The organism is Colwellia sp. MB3u-41, from assembly GCF_014076845.1.
GTDB lineage: Bacteria > Pseudomonadota > Gammaproteobacteria > Enterobacterales > Alteromonadaceae > Colwellia_A.
This window is the reverse complement of record NZ_JACGUT010000084.1, coordinates 178,869-198,069: the sequence shown is the minus strand read 5'-3', so window position 1 is coordinate 198,069 and position 19,201 is coordinate 178,869. Positions and strand designations below refer to the sequence as shown.

Here is a 19,201-nt window from a genome sequence, read left to right as displayed (position 1 = left end):
AAACTATAGATTTAATACTCTAACTATTGACAAGCTATATCAATCAACTCAGAATAGCGCCTTAAAATTGATTAGGTGCTCAACACTTATACTTTAACAAGGTATGAATTAGAGATAATCGGGAAGTTAGTACATGCAATGCATAATTCTAACGCTGCCCCCGCAACGGTAATACTTTACGCTACGTGAAGTTAAGCCCGGAGACCGGCCTAAACAATATCAAATGACTTGCAGTGCGGTGGGCGCTACGGAAATCTAATGACATTAGCAATAGCTATTTGTTATAACCCTTCCGTACCTCCCTCAAAATTTTTTGAGGTGTTATGTTTTCTTATTTACGTTATACATTTGTTATTATTTCCATCGTGATGCCTGCACTTGCGCAAGCAGAAGTTGTGTTAAGTAATGATATAGAAGTCATTGAAGTTGTTAATGACCAGTCATTTAATACACCTAATTATCAAGTATTACATCGCGAAAGCTTTATATACTCATCGCAAACGCTTGCTGATATTTTACAGTCGATAAATGGCATTCAAATTCGGGAAATAAGTGGTATTGGTAACCCTGTATCTATTTCAATTAGAGGGTCGAGCAGTAAGCAGGTACAACTTTATATTGATGGTCAACTTATTAACGATAGTCAATTCGGTGGTTTTGATTTAAACCAAATACCCACTGAACAAATAGAAAGTATTGAAATCAGTAAAAACCAAGCGATTGGTACTGGCGCTACCCCTATCGGTGGAGTCATTCGCATTAACACTTATAACCCCACTGAAGACTCGAGTAAATTAACCCTGGCCATGGGCTCCTTTGGCTATCAAGAAGTTAATGCGCTTTATAATAAAGCATTTAAAACTCACAGCCTGTCTTTTGGTGGTCATTATATTAACAGTGACAACGATTACGATTTTATCGTTCCTGCGGGCTTTAGTAATAGTGATACGCCTGATAGGCAAGCATTAAGAAATAATGAGTTTACAAAAAAGTCTTTTTTTATAAACAACATATTCCAATTTAATCAACATCAGATCAGAGTCAATGTACAATATAACGATCAAGATAAAGCACTGCCTAATTACCAAAACAACTCCCCTGAAAACAATTCGACGTTAAGCTCTGAAAACTTACGCTATAGCTATCAACATCAATGGTTAAGCAAATCACCCTGGCTAAATTCAATTGAATTTGAAGCCTACGCTGAAAATAAAGATGAGCGTTATATTTCAAGTCCCGACTCGATAAAACTTGATATCAATGATTATGAAACAACAAAAAAACATATCGGCTTTAAACCTTACCTTACATGGAAAGACTTTAATCTATTGCCATTTGTCAGTTTTAATAAACAAAATTTCAGCTCTGTTAGCGAACACAACGGAAAACCAACACAATGTAATGGTATAGCGTCATGTGATATTTCAGCAAAACAAGAACAACTCAACATAGGCTCCCGCATCGAGTGGCAACCCGAGTCACTCCCCATAGAAGTGTATACATTGTTCAGTAACCTACAAGAGAAAAACTCAAACATAGCGATTAATCATTCCAGTGCAGCTAAGTTTGTAGCCAATGATAATTATCAAACAACTGAAGTCGGGTTAAGCTTTAAACAAGGTAATTTAAAAGTTACCAGTAACTTAAGTAATGGTGTAAGAACACCGACATTGTACGAATTATTTGGTGATAGAGGCTCCTTTAAGGGTAATGATAATTTATTGCCAGAAGAAGCAAAAACACTCTCAATGGGTGGGCAATACCTTTACAAAAATCTGTCTATATCTTCATCTATTTACCAACAAAAATTAGAAAATTCAATTGTCGCCATTTTTAATTCAAGTAATGTCGGTAGCTATAGAAATGTCAGTAATGCAGACTTGTTAGGCATTGAAATTCAAACAAATTATCAATTATTAACACAATTATCTTTCGCGCTACAAGCCAATATTATAGACAGTGAAACCACATCAAAATTTGTCGCATTTAATAAGAAGAAACTACCGGGTATATATCATCAACAGTACAGCGTAGCGTTGAAATACAAGGTAAATTCCGCATGGAACATGTCATTTAAAGTCAGTAAAGATAAAGACTTGTACTTCAATCTCATTAACAGAATTCAAAATAATAACGGTCATATAGGTAATGGTAATCCAGCCAACCGCACCGTATCAGATTTTTCAGTCAACTGGAAAAAAGGCAAACATAGAATATCTTTTGCCGCCAATAATTTATTTAACGATAAATACCAAGATCTTGCAAATAGAACATCGCAGGGTCGCAGCTTAAAAATAAAATACACCATTAAGGGATTTTAAATGTTAACTCGCTTTAAAAAACACATATTACCATTAAGTTTAGTACTGGGCACTGTTGCTCTTGCAGGCTGTGGCGGAAGTTCAAAAAGTAATGTCGCACCCATAGTTACCGGCGCAAGTAGCCCAACGATAGAAGAAAACACAACCGCTGTTGGCACCTATAGTGCTACTGATGCCGATGGAGACGCTATAGTACTTTCACTTACGGGTGATTCAAGTGGTTTATTTAGCATCACACAAAGTGGTGAATTAAGCTTTATGGATGCTCCTGATTTTGACAGCGGTGAAGTCGGTCCTTTCGCCATCACAATTGTTGCAACGGATGACAGTAAAAAGAACTTAACGGGAGAATTGGCTATTCAAGTAAGTGTAGGTGATGTGAAAGACACACCATCGTTCGCGGTTGTTCAAACAGTCGCACCTGATTTTTCAGGCTCTGAAGTTGTGACCTTAGACCCAATTACAGAGCAAGTCACCAAAGGCTATTATATTAAAGATGCCTCTGACTATACTGTTCGTAGCTACAATAAAGACGTTTTTCACCTTGGCCGTTATAACATTGATTCTATCTCAAAATATAATGCTGATGCCCTTGATACAGAAGTTTGGTCATATACAACCCAAGATACTGGTGATTCAAATACTCGAAATCCCTATGACTTAGTGTCGGTCAATGAAAGCAAAGCTTATCTTTTACGTTACGGTTCAGACAAAGTTTGGATTGTTAATCCTCAGGCAACACAATTTGAAGATTTCAAATTGGGTCAATTAGATCTATCTAGCTACATCGCTGATAACAATAGTAATGGCACACCAAACCCTGCCTCAGCGACAATTGCTGACGGTAAACTGTTTATTGTTATGCAACGTTTATCAGACTCTTTTTCACCAAACACCGCTTATGTAGCCGTTTTTGATACAGCGACAGACCAAGAAATTGAAACAAATGCTAATGAAAATGATAATCTTAAAGGTATTCCGCTTCAAGGCTTAAACCCACTGAGCCATAGTATAGTGAGTCAAGGAGATACGGTATATGTTACAACACGTAACTCATATACCAGTACTGACTTAACTATGAGTCGCATCGAAGCGATTGCAACAAGTGATTATAACTTGAGCAGTGTTTTGTCTGCTGCAGATATTGAAAATAATACCGGTGCTTTTATTGGTTCAAGCGTCGTTGTATCCGAAACAAAAGGCTATTTTGTTGCCAGTGAAACATTTTTTACGCCAAGTTATTATGAGCTTTCAACGGTATATACCTTTAACCCAACAACGGGTGTTATTGCTAATGAAAAGATAGCCGCTACGGGTACTGAACAAATTAGCTATATTGCTTTAGATGCTGCAAACTTTCTTTGGCTTAGCGTAAGTAATCCAGAGAAGCCAGGCGTTGATGTTATAAATACTGAAACTAACCTTAAAGCATTTCCAAGACTTGCAACAGAATTAAACCCATCTGCCATTGCCTTTATTGAATAAGATTTGCTTAAAAATAAGACATTAAAAAATAATTTGATTTAGGGCACATACTTAAGTGCCCTTTTTTTATTTTTACTCTGTACTATACCGAGTAAGTTTATCGCATTTGGTTATACTGCCTTTATTATCATATGGCTATAAGTTGATAAAACCTAAAAAATTAATAATCATTTTAGTCAACAAAACCCAATCAGCAATAATTGTTAATACCGCCAAGGTATTTTAATTACGTTATCTGTGGGAATTACGCTAGCTTCATCGTTAAGCTTAGCCTTATCTATTTTATTTTCACTGGCTAATTTTATCTCATCATTACTATATTAAGTGTTAGTTAACGCACCATATTAAATGGTTTAATTGCATTCACCCGTCTTACTTCGAGAACGACCTTATTTAACGTTATATCACGTGTCTCTTGCTGTAAGCCTACCAATAACTAGTTGAACCTTATAATACAGTCATAGCAATTACGTCTGCAGAACTAATACAGTAGCTAAACTCAGCAGATACTTTTTGTTGTATCACTTTGCCATTTAAGATGAATAACCTGCGGTGATAGTACTCGCTAGCTCGATGTAATATGAAAGTTTAATTCATCAAGACCTGATCGTGTAATAACAGCATAGTGGACTTAAATTAAGGGCCATCTTTGCTGATCAATTTTTTCACACATATCTTCAACACCGCTTAACATTCTGGTACTAAATCTATGTAATAAATCTGCATCCACGTGAATAAACTTATTGTTTTTCACTGCGGGTATTTCTGGCCATTTTTGCCAGTTAATAATAGGTTGTGGCTTATCCGAATTTTCATCCGGTAAAATCATTAAGTGTGGCTGAGCAACAATCACATTCTCCGTACTTATTTTAGGGTACGGTGTAGCATTACTTTTAAAAACATTTACCCCTTGGCACACTTCAATTAATTGATTTATCCATGTTGTGCCATTAATAGTCATCATCGGCTCTGACCACAATTGATAAAAAACAGTTATCGGTTGTTTGTTTATATTTTCAAGACGTAACTTTTTTAACCGTTGTTCATAGGCTAAAGCGACCGTTTCCGCTTGCTCTTTGTGTCCCGTTAATTTGCCAAAATAACGCAGTTCGGTGGCAACATCATCGATATCTTTAGGGTTGCTAAAAACGACATTTAGGCCTAAACGATGCATTTTATCAATATCACTTTGCGAATTACCTGACTTCCAAACAATCACTAAATCAGGATTTAATGCCAACAATTTTTCTATTTGCATGCCGTGGTAGCTACCCACACGTGGAATATCTAATGCCGCTTTTGGGTAGTCAGCGTAAGAAACAGTACCAACAATTTTTTTACCTGCGCCAATATCAAATAGCATTTCAACGATGTGTGGCGCTAAGGCGACTATGCGCTGCTTAGGTTCTTCAGCAAAGCTTTTAGCGGTTATTACTATTAATAATAAACTTACCAGGGTCAGCGATAAAAATCTTTTGGTCATGTTATTTAGCCTTTTATGTTTGTTGAATATGCGTTTTTCACCGCTATGCTATGCTTTGGTCGTTTTACTGTCTTTTATAATATCTTCGATGACTGATATTTTTAAGTGTTTTTGGCAAACATCAGCCAACCGTTCAAGCTGATGCTCTCGATGCTCATCAAGATGAATAGTCTGTTGAATGTCATTATTACTGTCGAGCCAATTAACTAATAATTGTGTTGCATCGCCTTCATCGAAAATACCGTGCAGGTAGGTGCCTGCTATTTTGTTGTCATCTGAAATACAGCCATCAGTTGCTTGATTATCACTTTTATTAACAAGGAGTGGCACCACCATTTTCTCCTCATTTATCATAACCTTAGAAATACCACAATGAATTTCATAACCTTTAACAAGGCAACTATCATTACCTAACGTCATGGTAGCCGTTATTTGTGCTAATATTTTTTTGGGGGTTAACTCCGTAACAAGATCAAGTAAACCTAGCCCTGTTATCGACTTAATATTTGACTCAATACCGTGGGGATCGCTGATGGTTTTTCCTAACATTTGATAACCACCACAAATGCCAAAGACCTTTCCACCATAACGTAAGTGACGCTCAACATCACGTTGCCAACCTTGCTCTTTAAAAAACTTAAGATCAGATATTACATTTTTACTGCCAGGTAAAATAACTAAGTCACAATCTGTGATACGTTCGCCTATTTTGACATAACGTAAATTTATTTCGGGGTTTAAGCGCAAAGTGTCAAAATCAGTATGGTTACTAATATGAGGCAATAACGGCACAACAATGTTTATTTTTGCTTGTTCAACCTTGTTTTCAATCACGACAGCATCTTCAGCATCAAGGGCTAAGTCATGTAAATAAGGTAATACGCCCAGAACGGGTTTGCCGGTTTTTTCTTCCAGCCAATCAAGCCCTGATGTTAATAATGTAATGTCGCCACGAAAGCGATTAATAATAAAGCCTTTAACACGATTTTGTTCAGAAGCTGATAATAATTCTAAGGTTCCCACTAGGTGCGCAAAAACACCCCCTCGGTCAATATCAGCGACAAGAATAACAGGACAATCAACGGCTTCAGCATAGCCCATATTGGCAATATCATTTTCCCGTAAATTTATCTCAGCGGGGCTACCTGCACCTTCAACCATTAACAGCTCAAACTCTTTAGCTAAGCGATGATGAGAATCGAGTACCGCGTCCATCGCTACTTTTTTATAATCGTGATAACTAGTGGCTTCCATATTCGATATTGCTCGCCCATGAACAATAACTTGTGCACCTGTATCACTATTGGGTTTAAGTAATATTGGATTAAAATCAACACGTGGCGCAACATTCGCCGCAATAGCTTGAAGTGCTTGCGCACGGCCAATTTCGCCACCATCGCTAGTAACGGCACTATTTAACGCCATGTTTTGTGGCTTAAACGGTGCAACTTTATAACCTAAATTTACAAATACTCGGCATAAACCCGCAACTAAAGTACTCTTTCCTGCATCAGACGTTGTGCCTTGCACCATTAATGTTTTCATACGTCTTTTTCATCCACTACGTTATGCTGCGAAATGTTAGCTTTCAATGTCATGGGTAATCCCGCCATAACAAAATCAACTTGATCGGCTAATTGGGCAAGCTCTTGATGCAACCAACCCGCTTGGTCAACAAACTCTCGAGACAATTCCCCCATAGGCACTATACCGTGGCCCACTTCATTACTGACAAAAATAAGCTTTTTCGCTTTATAAGGGCTTTTATCGCTAAGGAAGTTTTTTAAAAAGTCGATGAACATTGCTTTTTGTTGTTTATAAAAGTCATTATCTTGATGACACAAACAATTACTTAACCACAGTGTTAAACAATCAACTAAAACACAATCACTTTCCTGTAATGCTTGTGTAAGCGCTTGGGCTAAATACAGTGGTGATTCAAGTAAGGACCAATGGTCGGGACGATCATCTTGGTGGCGTAAAATACGCTGGCTCATTTCTTTATCATGAGCTTGTGCTGTAGCGATATAACAAATAGTTCGCCCTTGTGACTCAGCTTGTTTCGCTATATTTTCAGCTAAGCGAGATTTTCCAGAGCGCGCGCCACCTAAAATAAAATACAGGTTGTTCTCGTTGTTATGGCTTAAAGGCGGGCAGCTAAAGTTAGTATTGCTCATTAGCGCACCTCAGCTAAAAATACTGTTGAAGGTAAAACTAATACCAACAAGATAATATAAACAGCAACTTCTAAAATTTGTTGCGCTGCCCCTAAACAATCGCCGGTAAAACCGCCTAACTGACGATTAAACCATAAGATAAGTAAAATGCGTATTATCCATAAGCACACAATCATCACAAAGGCGTGTAAGAGCGGTAAGAAGGTAAATAGCACAACTGCGCCAGTTATTAATAAAATAGTTAACCCCTTTATTGATAAATGTTGCGCTAAAGGTTTTACCTTTGACTGTGCATCTTCGCTAACATAAGACATGCTAAAAATTAGACTCGTACTTACCGTTCGACTCAAGGTATGTGCTAAAACTAATGCGAATGAGAGGGATAGCACCGGGTTTTCGTTGTGCGTGCCTAATAAAACTAAGCTTTGATATTTAGTCATTAAAATAAAAAACAGGCTTGCTGCACCATAAGTGCCTAAACGGCTATCTTTCATAATATTGAGTTTTTGTTCGACGGTCCAGCCACCGCCAAATCCATCCCACACATCAGCCCAACCATCTTCGTGAAAAGCCCCAGTGAGTAATAAACTACATGCCATTGAAATGAGTACCGCTAAAGAAAGTGGTAGGAAACTCGCCAACAGCACTAAAATTAAGGCAGTGACCGCGCCAATAAACACACCAATCAAGGCAAAATATCGACTCGCTTGATGCAGCATCTCAGGTTTAACAACCTCAGGTAAACGTACCGGTACACGAGTAAAAAAACTCAATGCCAGTAACAATAAATAATATTGCTGTTGGCATTGTTGCCCAAGTGATTGCTTAGTCATTTAATGTTCAACCCCACTCGTTTTAATATCGGTTACATCAGTGACTTCAGCTTGAGCAAAGCTTGCCATATCATTATAAAAAGCGGCTGAAGCTTGAATTAAGGGTAAAGCTAATGCTGCCCCCGTACCTTCGCCTAAACGTAAACCTAAATTTAATAACGGCTTAACCTGTAAATAATCGAGCATGCTTTGGTGCCCTTGCTCGCCAGAGCAATGGGCAAATATCATATAGTCTTTTACATTTTTGTTAAGTGCTATGGCCAGCATGGCTGCTGCTGTACAAATAAAACCGTCAACAACAACTAGCATTTTTTGCTCTGCAGCGGCTAACATTGCTGCGGTAATTTGTACAATTTCAAAACCACCTAAGCACCGTAAAATGTCTTTAGCGTTGTTGAGTTCATCTTTATGAAGCGTTAATGCCTGTTCAATAACCTGCTGCTTTCGTTTTATAACTTCATCACTTACGCCGGTGCCACGCCCGACACTTTCTTGAGCGGTGATATTCATTACCGCTGACATAATCGCCGAAGCAGACGTTGTATTACCAATGCCCATTTCGCCAAAAGCAATAAGATTACAACCACTTTTATGCATTTTCTTGATTAAAGTCGTCGCTTTTTCAAAACCTAATTCAACTTGCGCTTCGCTCATTGCTGGCGATACATTTAATGGCTCAGTAATAGTCCCTAAACGCTGGTCAATTACACCTAAATAACTTTCTGGCGGTGATAATATCCCGGTATCAACCACGCTTAATTGCCAGCCAAGTTGTTTACAAAAAACATTAATTGCCGCGCCACCCGTAGCAAAATTAGCCACCATTTGTGAAGTAACGTCACTAGGCGCAATGGAAACACCTTCGGCTGCCACACCATGGTCACCGGCAAAGATCAATAAACTGGGTTTGTTGAGTTTAAGCGATGATGAAACACTATTTAACGATGAGTACTGCACACGCGCTATTATTTTTGCTGTATTTTCTAATTGCCCTAACGCGCCAAGTGGCTTAGTTTTACCATCAAGGGTTGTTTGTATATGTTCATCAAATTCATTAGTTATTTTTTTAATAGCAAAGCTCATCAATCGTCCCTTTATGCTTTATTTTTGCGGAAGTACAACAAGGATAAAAAGAATAAACTCCCCACAGCAGAGGTAATGACGCCTACCGGAAGCTCTTGATTCTCAAGTACAATACGCGATAGTACATCAACCCAAATCATGAAAATACCACCAACAAGTGCAGTTAATAAAATGCCAAAAGTAGTGCCCTGAGAAACAAAAAATCGCACAATATGTGGGATCATTAACCCTACAAAGCCAATGCCGCCGCACAAAGACACTAACGTTGCGGTGATCAACGAGCTCAGCACTAACATAACGAGTCGAAAACGATTAACGTTTATACCCAACGTCGTTGCGCTTTCATCACCGAGTAACATGGCATTCAATTGGCGTCGATACGCTAACATCATCACCACACAGCTAATAATAACGACAGCTGGAAACCAAAGTGTTGCCCATTCAGCACGAGAAAAGCTTCCCATCGTCCAGAATAAAACAGCCGTTACCGCCTGGGGATCAGTGTGGTAAAGCAATAAACTGGTAAACGAGCTAAACAGGAATGACAAAGCGACACCTGCCAATAACATCGATTCAACTTGTTGGCTTTGCCGGCGACCAGCGATCATCAACAACATTAACATCGCAATTAAACTGCCTGCAAAAGCGGCAACTGGTGTGACCAAAGAAATAGTACTGCCCAGTAAAACAATCGAAATCACTACACCTAAAGAAGCCCCAGAGGAAATACCAAAAAGATAAGGATCAGCTAAAGGATTTCGCGTTACCGTTTGTAAAATAAGCCCCGATACCGCCAAACCACTGCCCGCTAAAAAAGCCAAAATCGCCCTAGGCATACGTAATTCCCAAATAATACGTTCAAAAAACAAGATGTCTCGTGCGTCTTTATCTGTTGAGAAGCTCGCTAATAAGCTTGAAGTTACATCACTAAAACTAATATCTGCTGCGCCTAAAGATAACGACGCAATAAAGCTGATAATGCCAAAACTTAAGGTAAGGAAAATAATCAACGAATGATTCATTTTAATCATGCGTTAACTCACTGCTCTGTGCTGTTATATCTTGAATGTCGTAGCCGTAAAAATAAGAAATATGGGGAACCTTGTGTTGTGTATGTGTTGAAACTTGCGCGCAAACACCAAAAACATTTGATAACATCTCAGAGGTGATCACCTCTTGTGGCGTTCCTTGCTCAACAAGTTTACCTTTGTCTAATATAATAAGTTGGTCGCACATCGCACTCGCAAGATTTAAGTCATGAAAAGTGGCAATAACAGTTATACCTAATGATTTTGCTAACTCTATAACCTGTATTTGATAACGAACATCAAGATGACTGGTTGGTTCGTCCATGATTAGCAAGCTTGGCGATTGCACAATCGCGCGAGCAATGAGTGCACGTTGCTTCTCGCCACCAGATAAATGTTCAAAACTTTGTAAGGTTTTAGCGACTAAACCCACTTGCTTAATAGCACAGTCTATCTTTTGTTTATCGCTAGGTTGTTCGCGGGTAAATAAACCTTTATGTGGCAGTAAACCCAACGCAACAATGTCGTGCACGGTTAAATTAAAATGGGTAGGAGTTTCTTGTAAGACCACAGCAATATCTTGTGCATATTGATAAGCGTCGTATTGTTGCCAAATATCTTGTTGCTTAAATTTAACCGAACCTGAATCAGGTTTTATGTAGCGATATAAGCAACGAAGCAGACTTGATTTCCCCGCACCATTGGGACCAAGAATACCGGTAAAGCTGCCTTTATTTATAGCAAAAGAAATATCATCTAAGATTAACTGGCCGTCGGCATGCCAATAAACATGCTGCACAGAAAGTAATTCAGTGTTAACTGGAGGTATTGATGAGAATTGCTCGTTGCTACTATTCAAAAAATTGCTACTCCACGTCATTTGCACTTTGGGAGCAGACAAACAGAGCACAATCAATCTCTTAGTCTTTGAAAAGAAGACAAGAGTCGAGCATACAATGTTCGAGTAAACCCGCTCGACTTTGTTGGTTATGCCTACCCTTTAGATAGACTTGTGACTCTTAATTAATGGGTATCCTGACTCAAGCTTTATGGTGTTTAACAAACACTAAAAGGCTTTTACAGTTGCGGGTACAGTTGTGGATTTTTACCACATTCCCACATTAAAAATGAGTTATTTAATTTTATCACGCGATTATGGTCAGCTAGCTAAAAATAGCAAGGTTTAATTGCTATTAAAGCTGATATTATAGACGAACGGTCAACATTTTTACCAAACAATTCTTGGCCAAGCTCTACCTTGTTCATCGGTATAAACCTCAACTTTCACTAAGCCCGCATATGGAATATCAATATGACTCATGTGAGTTGTTCCAGGAATAGGCAGTTTCAGTATTCGTGCAATAAGGTGTTTAATAACACCGCCGTGTGCGACAACTAGAGTATTTCCATGTGGCGCAGTGACTAACCATTGTTGCCACCAAGCATCAACGCGTTGAACAAAATCAATCATTGCTTCGCCATTAGGCGGATTATTTTTCCAAGGGTCTTGCCAAAAATCACCGATGGAAGGTTGTTTACCCATTGGCTTTATTTTCCATAAATCTTCATATTTTTTTCCATCCCAATCACCAAAATCCATTTCTTTAAGCTGACTATCTAGTTGAAGGTGAATATTATTTTTTAATGAGTACCCTTCGGCAAAAATTCTGCAACGTTGCAGCGGCGAACTTATACAGTAAGATATTTCAGGTAATTGCTGGCTCGATTTCCATAGCTGTTGTAAGCCATTTTCAGAAAGTGCCATGTCAGTTTTACCAGCTAAAATACCTGGAGTAGCAATTTCGCCATGGCGTAATAAATATAAAGTGTGTTGATGCACCGCCCATTCCTCTTATATTTTCATCTATACATACTTTACCGGTTAAGTGGCCGTTAAAGTGAACCCGGTGGAAACTAGAGCGCAATAAAATATATTAGCCCATAAAAAACGGCCTTGAATCAATTTTCATTGAATCAAGGCCGTTTGCACATGTTAGTTAACTTTTACTGTTACACCATAAGTGTTACAGATGAGTTAATAACGATTAAAACTTGTAGCGAGCTGTAAACCTTACACTACGAGGTGCTTGGAAGCTTGTAGGCGCTAAAAAGTTTGGATTGATTTCGCTGCCACCACGTGAATAATCTTTCTGTTGATTAACTTCTGTAGCTTCATCAAAATCAAAGATGTTAAATACGTCAATTTTTAACGTTAACTGATCATCTGCCCAATTTGGGATGTAGCTTAAACCAGCATCAACCATATAAGTCCAATCAGTATCGCCGTAATCGCCACGACTAGATAGCTCAGATTCACCAGTTTCGTTTACACAGTAAAAACTTGAAGCGCCGTAACGATCGAAGTTACCTTTATCGAATGATGTAGAACCATCACCTACTAAGAAAGCAGCTTCGCCATTTCTAGCATCTGTTGGTAAGAAACCGTTACAACTTTGTGGTGTACCTGACATAAGGTTAACATTAGCGGTTACCGTTAACTCTTCAGTAAACTGGTAAGCACCATAAACTTTAAACTGATGACGACGATCGTTAGGTAAGTAACCATCAGAACCATCTTGGAAGCGTTTGTGATCGAAATCTTGAGTCGCGCCCGCATCTTCTTGGCCTAAAGTAGAGTTTACATAACCTTCGATGTTACCTTCACTCTTAGAGTAAACATAAGAAGCGTTCATGTACCAACCGTCAGCAAATGCTCTTTCTAACGTTAGTTCAAGACCTTTGTAAGTACGTTTATATTCAGGAATATCAAAGTAATCATTTGATACTGTTTGAGCAGTTACGTCGCCGTCACCATTAGTATCAATGAATAAATTAAGATCTTTACCTGGGTTAACTAATAAACAACCTGACATTGAGTGAACGTCGAAGCCACCTTCTGGAGTTTCCCAATCATTGCCTTCATTAGCCATAGCAAAGCCTTGATCAACACCCCAGTTGTAGAATCCATCATGTGAACACATGTCATCCATACCGTCTTGAATTTCACGGTACATCAACTTAACGCCAGCAGTCCAGTTTTCCATAACTTCTTGTTGGTAACCTAGAATATATTCATCTTGGAACATAGGATCTAAATCAGAAACAGCAATTACACGAGGATCAGGTATTTGATCATCAGTGTAACCACCACCAATTTTCTCGCCTAAACCAATTGGAGCACCGGTAGCAGCATCTATATCGTCATATTTGTAGTAGTACTGAGAACCGGCTTCTTCACGAGTTGCACGGATGTTAGTGTTTGATGCAATTGGAATGTATGAACGACCAAAGGTACCGTAAAATTTCTTCGTTGAATCGCCATCAACATCCCAAGAAAAACCAAGGCGTGGTGCCATTAACTCGTCAGCTTCAACAAACACTTCGCCATTTGCAGCATAGTTAGTGAAAGTTTCATTACGAACACCAAGGTATAACAAAATGTCGTCAGTGATTTGCCAGTTGTCTTCAATGTAGAAAGCTGTGTTTTCTACTTTAAAGCTACCTGATTTTTGATCATTATAAATAACACGAACAGCTTGAGTGCCTATTGGTTGCTCTACACCGTTGATACTTGTACTTGTAGCAGCGTTTGACTCAAAGTAACGGTAGTAAACACCACCAGTGTACTGTGAACCAAGGGTATATGAAGTAAATTCTTCATTGTTGTAACCCATACGGAACTCGTGATCGCCTAACGTGTAGCTAACATCAATTTTATAGCTTGTACGTTCGTCGCGATCTGACTTTGGTTCTATATCAAGAATTGTAGATTGTGCTGTGTTCCAACAACCTAAAACTTCTCTAGCGCCCCAAGATTTATCACCTCGAGTGTCAAAAACTCTTGGACATAATGCAGCGGCTTCGTCAGGGTTACGCGGGTTCTTATTCGAGTTTCTGTTTTCCAACTCACCATACATAAGACTAACGCTTAAATCGTCAGTAATTTGACCTGAGTAGTTGAAAATCATGATGTCGCCACCATTTTCTTCGGTATATCGAGTTGACTCTTCACCGTGCTTACCAGTGTAGTATTCGTCATCAGCGTTAGTGTAGAAAACGCGGTCGATATCTTCTTCGTTCTGAATATATGTACCAGAAACTAAATGATCATCGTTGATATACCAATCAAGCTTAATTAGGCCATTTGGATTGGTTGTGCTACGTTCATTACTTTCAGTACGATTGTAACTGTCACGCTTGTTATCTTGAAATTCAAGATTGGCATAAATGAATAGCGTATCTTCAATAATTGGACCGCCAACACCGATATTATAAGATAACGATTCACTGTAATCGTCTGCTCTGTAGCCCGTAAATAATGAGCCATCAGGTTCTTCTAAATCGATAGTATTTTTACCATCAGTTCTTAAAGAGTCTGGCGTGTAATAAGCTGCTGCAGCAAATTTCCATTCGTTAGTACCACTTTTCGTTACTGTGTTAGTAACACCGCCTAAAGAACGACCGTATTCAGCACCGTAACCACCGGTTTTAACTTCTGTTTGAGAAATAGCGTCAAACGGTAATGTTGCAAAACTTAAGAATGAACGAATGTTAGTTACATCAAAACCATCAATGTAATAACCATTTTCAGCAACTGATGAACCACCAAATGAAGGTAAATTACCGAAATCGTCATCACCTGGCACTGTACCAGGAGTTAATAAAGCAATTGCTGTACTGTTACGACCAACAGGAAGCAATTCAATTTGTTCGTTAGTAAATACAACTGAAGACTCAACAGAGCTAGTATCAATTGCAGAGATTGCAGAACCTCTTACTTGAATTATTTCAGTATTGTCACCTGAAAATATAACAGATGAACCAGTACCAATAGTTACCATTACCGTTGAAGTGCCACCGTTACTACTTTTAACCGTGTAACGTCCTGGAGGTACATTTTTAAAGCTAAACTTGCCGTTTTCATCAGCAGTTAATGTACGACTTAAACCTGTAGCATTACTTTTAAATGTAATGGTAGCGCCAACTTTTGCTTCACCGTAAATAGAACCAACAGTATTACTAGCAGCAAATGTCATAGGAGATGTCGCTAAACATGCCCCTACTGCAACAGCAGCTAATGAGCGATTAAAGCTTCGCTTGATAGTAGAATTTTTCATTATTATGTTTATCTCCAGTATGTATTAGTATTTATTATTATTTATAAATTTATTTATTTATTTATTTATTTTAAATAATCCGAATTAATTCGGCGAATCGTTACACAAAAATAACAATTCACAGCATTCTTACCCGAAAAAATTAATTTTTCAAGTTTATTACGAAAAAAACTGTTCCATGCCAATAAAGCATAAGACGCTTTATATATGAGGCATAACCATAATATTCATTATTGGTGTACAGCTTTATTTGCACTAAATTGTAAAATAGCTGTTCAACATTATTAATAACAAGTTACATCAGTAATTCGTCGCAATTATTTAATAAGTAAATAATTCAGCCAGAATAACGGAGAAATAATAGTCTCATTTTAATAGAATATAAGGGAGTAAATAAATAGATCAAGAGATTATTCTAATGAGGTTAATTTAAATTAAAACCAATAATTTCATAGGCTAATATAGAAAAAACCAGTAAAGTCACTAAAAATATATGTAAGTACTTTTGTCGTGACAATAGCTTAAAACTAGCTTGGACCACGTTGTTGATATAAGCATAAAAAGGGTTACTTCTATCAATTAATACAACCGGTATTGAGTGGAGAATGACACTCTAAAAGCACGATGAGTTAAATGATAATATTTATACGATTAAACTGCTTATTAATCATGACTGTTCAATAAACAAGCAACAAATATTCAATAAAAATATATTATTTCTTCACGCATTGACATGTGCATTTCAGAAATCTCCCCATTGTGGTTCACGTTTATCAAAAAAAGCACAAACACATTTCTCTAAAAGCATCGCTGCAACCATGCTGGCCCAGCATGAGCGAAAGCAGTTTCAATTGGCATTTCTAATTGCTGATAAAAGCTTATTTACCCAATTTTATGCAGATGGCTAATTTACTAGCAATTTTTTGTGCCAGCTTTTCTGTTTCTTCCAATAGAAAATCAGTAGGTACTGCACGATTAATTAAACCAAAACGTACCGCGTCTGCTACTAAAAAAAGATCGACTGTTAACGCTAATTCCGTGGCATCTTTGCGGTGAATATTTCTTCCAATGCCTACCAAAGATATACTACAAAAAGTACCAAGATTAACGCCTAGGGTATAAAATTTAGCATTTTCACTGCAATCGCTAATTTTCATTACCACCGCCTAAGTAGAATTGTTTTACATCTTCATTATTTAGCAATTGACCTTGCGTGCCATCAAGCACTATTTTTCCTGACTTCATAATGTAGCCATAGTCTGCTGCTTTGATCACGTAATTGGAATTTTGCTCAACCACCAGCATACTAATACCTTGGTCACGATTAATTTTGCCAATAATATCGAACACTTCTTTCACTAAAAGTGGTGACAAGCCCATGGAAGGTTCATCAAAACAGATCATTTTAGGACGCGCTATTAATGCTCGCCCTCTCGCTAACATTTGTTGCTCGCCTCCTGAAAAATAACCTGCTAATCCAGTACGTTCTTTTAAGCGATTAAGATAGTTATAGATCATTTCGATATCTTGATTAATATTTTTGTCATTGCGGGTGTAAGCGCCTAACTTTAGGTTTTCAAATAGCGGTTTAGCTGTTGCTATTTTAGCTGCAGCTTGTGACATAAATACTTCATAAAACTGCATAAAACCGCATAAAACCGCATAAAAATTCATAAAAACTCATAAAGGCAGGTTCTTAATTATTCCCTGCCTTTATGGGCTAAAATAAATAAAAACGAATGAATATTAGTAACCTAACCAGTCATCACTACGTTCTAAAGTAACCGACATCACTTTTTCAATTTTTGTATCACCGCCGTTATAATTACCTTTATAGATATTTAATTGGTTAACGCCTCGGTGATCTTTATTGGTCTAGTTAGCGGCTAAAAACGCTCTCTAATTGTAATTCCAAAGGATACCGCACAATAATATTCTTATTTATGCTTTTATTTTAAAATAGTCCTATTGCCACTAAATATTGCTACCTTGGTATAATAAAACCTGATTGAACACCTACCGACCATTCGCTATTTATTGACTAAGAGTTTGATTTAGCTTAGCATTCGCCGGTCTCTATTTGTAAATTGAAGAATGCAGTAAAAATGAAAAACATTTGGCTTGGCTTTTTAATAGTACTATCGATTGCATTGCAATCGTTTGTTGCTGTGGCTAATTCAGACAATAATCATCAACTTGACGCTCAACATTTGCAAACTAAACATTCTCATGAAGTTGACTATCTCGAATCATTGCAAGAAACGGCTGAAAACAAGCATAACGTCAAAGATTGTCATCACTGTGGGCATTGCCAAGGTTCACATACTCAGTGGTTATTAACCAATAGAATACTCTCTAAAAGCATTAAACTATTAATCCCTAATCAATACTTTTATCTTGTTCATGTAGATAAAAGTCTTACAGAGCAACCTATACGCCCCCCCATCGCTTAATTTAAATGTACTAAATTTTCCGCAACAATTTTTTTTGAACTAAATAATAAATTTAGTTTTGTTGCAACGTTTACTTTTAAATAAAGAGATAACCATGACCAACTCTATTAATAACGTCATAAAGCTCAGCCTGCTGGGCACTGTATTTTATGGCTTGATAACTTTTTCAAACAATGCACTTGCGTTTAATAGCACCAAAGAGGCACATACAGAAGGAGTTAGTTTTAGCATTGAACAGTTAACATTAGCGAATATTAAAGTATCAACCCTAAACCCAAGAATTTTTGCTCGAAGCGTCTATGCACCTGGCGAAGTAAAAGCGAATGGTTACACCAGCTATATTGTATCGCCTCGAACAGAGTCGGTCGTCATAAGTCGTCATGCCATCTTGGGTGAGCATGTTGAAAAAGACCAACCATTGGTCACTTTATTTAGTGAATCGGTAGCACAAGCGCAAGCAAACTATCGTGTTACCTATAGCGAATGGCAACGTAATAGTAAGTTAGGTAAAGGTACGGTAAGTGAAAGTCTTTTACTGAAAAGTGAAACTGATTACATCGCAGCTTTCGGCCGTTTAACCGCATTTGGGTTAACGAAAACAGCTATTGAAGATATTGCTAAAAATAACTCATCAAATTTGGGTGAATATACCTTAGTGGCAAAGCGTGCTGGCGCCGTATTAAGTGATGATTTTGCACAGGGACAGCGAGTTTCTTCCGGTGAAAAAATTATGATTTTGGCTAACGAAGAAAACTTATGGGTAGAAGCACGTGTTTCGCCAAACAAAAAGCTGAATTTACCCGCAGGAACATCTGCTGAAATAGAGTTTGCTGGCCAAAGTTATGATGCTCGAGTGATCCAAGAAGCTCACACTATCGACCCAAGTACCCGAACCAGGATTGTCAGACTGTCGGTCGAAAATAAAGATGACACTTTGCATTCAGGCATGTTTGTTAATGTTAATTTCCAGTTTGATACGCTAACCCCCGTAATAGCGGTGCCAGAAACCGCATTAATGCGGGGAGCTGATGGCGATTGGACTGTATTTGTTGAAGACAATCCCGGTGAATTTGAGGCTGTTGAAGTTGAATTAGGTCAACCTTTAGGCAATTACCGTCAAATCATTGGTATTGCCCCCAATACACGGGTGGTTACTCAAGGTGCATTTTTTGTTGCTTCTGAAATAGCTAAAGGCGGATTTGATCCGCATAACCACTAATT

15 protein-coding genes and 2 riboswitches are annotated in these 19,201 nt (G+C 38.0%); of the genes, 4 read left to right on the top strand and 11 right to left on the bottom strand.

Translation table 11 applies throughout. The annotated features are described in order from the left end of the window. Nucleotides 1-56 precede the first annotated feature (56 nt). Nucleotides 57-228, top strand: a riboswitch (cobalamin riboswitch). 95 nt (nt 229-323) lie between these two features. Further along, on the top strand, nt 324-2,321 hold the full coding sequence (locus tag H4J73_RS17540) for a TonB-dependent receptor (protein ID WP_182181779.1): 1,998 nt from the start codon (nt 324-326) through the stop codon (nt 2,319-2,321). Next, nucleotides 2,322-3,806, top strand: coding sequence for a cadherin repeat domain-containing protein (locus H4J73_RS17535; RefSeq protein ID WP_182181778.1), 1,485 nt, complete (start codon nt 2,322-2,324; stop codon nt 3,804-3,806). 631 nt (nt 3,807-4,437) lie between these two features. Here H4J73_RS17535 and H4J73_RS17530 read toward each other — a convergent pair. From H4J73_RS17530 to H4J73_RS17480, 11 genes are all read right to left on the bottom strand, one after another. Further along, complete coding sequence (locus H4J73_RS17530; protein WP_182181777.1) at nt 4,438-5,289, bottom strand: cobalamin-binding protein; 852 nt, start codon at nt 5,287-5,289, stop codon at nt 4,438-4,440. A gap of 48 nt (nt 5,290-5,337) precedes the next feature. Next, nucleotides 5,338-6,834, bottom strand: coding sequence for a cobyric acid synthase (locus H4J73_RS17525; RefSeq protein ID WP_182223306.1), 1,497 nt, complete (start codon nt 6,832-6,834; stop codon nt 5,338-5,340). After that, nucleotides 6,831-7,466: a bifunctional adenosylcobinamide kinase/adenosylcobinamide-phosphate guanylyltransferase gene (gene cobU / locus H4J73_RS17520; RefSeq protein ID WP_182181775.1), complete on the bottom strand. Its 636-nt coding sequence runs from the start codon at nt 7,464-7,466 to the stop codon at nt 6,831-6,833. The genes H4J73_RS17525 and cobU overlap by 4 nt, the downstream gene beginning before the upstream one ends. Next, nucleotides 7,466-8,299, bottom strand: a complete 834-nt coding sequence (locus tag H4J73_RS17515) for an adenosylcobinamide-GDP ribazoletransferase (protein WP_182181774.1) — start codon at nt 8,297-8,299, stop codon at nt 7,466-7,468. Before H4J73_RS17515 ends, cobU begins: the two co-directional genes overlap by 1 nt. Then, nucleotides 8,300-9,397, bottom strand: a complete 1,098-nt coding sequence (cobT, locus tag H4J73_RS17510; RefSeq protein WP_404851963.1) for a nicotinate-nucleotide--dimethylbenzimidazole phosphoribosyltransferase — start codon at nt 9,395-9,397, stop codon at nt 8,300-8,302. Next, nucleotides 9,394-10,413 (bottom strand): iron ABC transporter permease, encoded by a 1,020-nt coding sequence (locus H4J73_RS17505; protein WP_182181772.1) that lies wholly within the window; start codon nt 10,411-10,413, stop codon nt 9,394-9,396. Before H4J73_RS17505 ends, cobT begins: the two co-directional genes overlap by 4 nt. Then, nucleotides 10,406-11,290, bottom strand: coding sequence for an ABC transporter ATP-binding protein (locus H4J73_RS17500; protein WP_182223304.1), 885 nt, complete (start codon nt 11,288-11,290; stop codon nt 10,406-10,408). The genes H4J73_RS17505 and H4J73_RS17500 overlap by 8 nt, the downstream gene beginning before the upstream one ends. 127 nt (nt 11,291-11,417) lie before the next feature. Next, nucleotides 11,418-11,575, bottom strand: a riboswitch (cobalamin riboswitch). Between the two features lie 63 nt (nt 11,576-11,638). Further along, complete coding sequence (locus H4J73_RS17495; protein WP_182181770.1) at nt 11,639-12,250, bottom strand: histidine phosphatase family protein; 612 nt, start codon at nt 12,248-12,250, stop codon at nt 11,639-11,641. Nucleotides 12,251-12,455: 205 nt separating this feature from the next. Continuing rightward, nucleotides 12,456-15,527 carry a TonB-dependent receptor gene (locus tag H4J73_RS17490; RefSeq protein WP_182181769.1) on the bottom strand — a complete coding sequence of 1,024 codons (3,072 nt, stop codon included), beginning with the start codon at nt 15,525-15,527 and terminating at the stop codon, nt 12,456-12,458. Between the two features lie 878 nt (nt 15,528-16,405). Next, nucleotides 16,406-16,684: an enoyl-CoA hydratase-related protein gene (locus H4J73_RS17485; protein ID WP_182181768.1), complete on the bottom strand. Its 279-nt coding sequence runs from the start codon at nt 16,682-16,684 to the stop codon at nt 16,406-16,408. Next, entirely contained in the window at nt 16,674-17,201 is a 528-nt protein-coding gene (locus tag H4J73_RS17480) for an ABC transporter ATP-binding protein (protein ID WP_259367952.1), read from the bottom strand. Before H4J73_RS17480 ends, H4J73_RS17485 begins: the two co-directional genes overlap by 11 nt. 431 nt (nt 17,202-17,632) lie before the next feature. On the opposite strand from H4J73_RS17480, the gene H4J73_RS17475 reads away from it, so the two are divergent. Together H4J73_RS17475 and H4J73_RS17470 are read left to right on the top strand one after the other, a co-directional pair. Beyond that, complete coding sequence (locus H4J73_RS17475; RefSeq protein ID WP_182181767.1) at nt 17,633-17,980, top strand: DUF2946 domain-containing protein; 348 nt, start codon at nt 17,633-17,635, stop codon at nt 17,978-17,980. A gap of 94 nt (nt 17,981-18,074) precedes the next feature. Beyond that, on the top strand, nt 18,075-19,199 hold the full coding sequence (locus H4J73_RS17470; RefSeq protein ID WP_220460121.1) for an efflux RND transporter periplasmic adaptor subunit: 1,125 nt from the start codon (nt 18,075-18,077) through the stop codon (nt 19,197-19,199). The last annotated feature ends 2 nt before the right edge of the window (nt 19,200-19,201 follow it).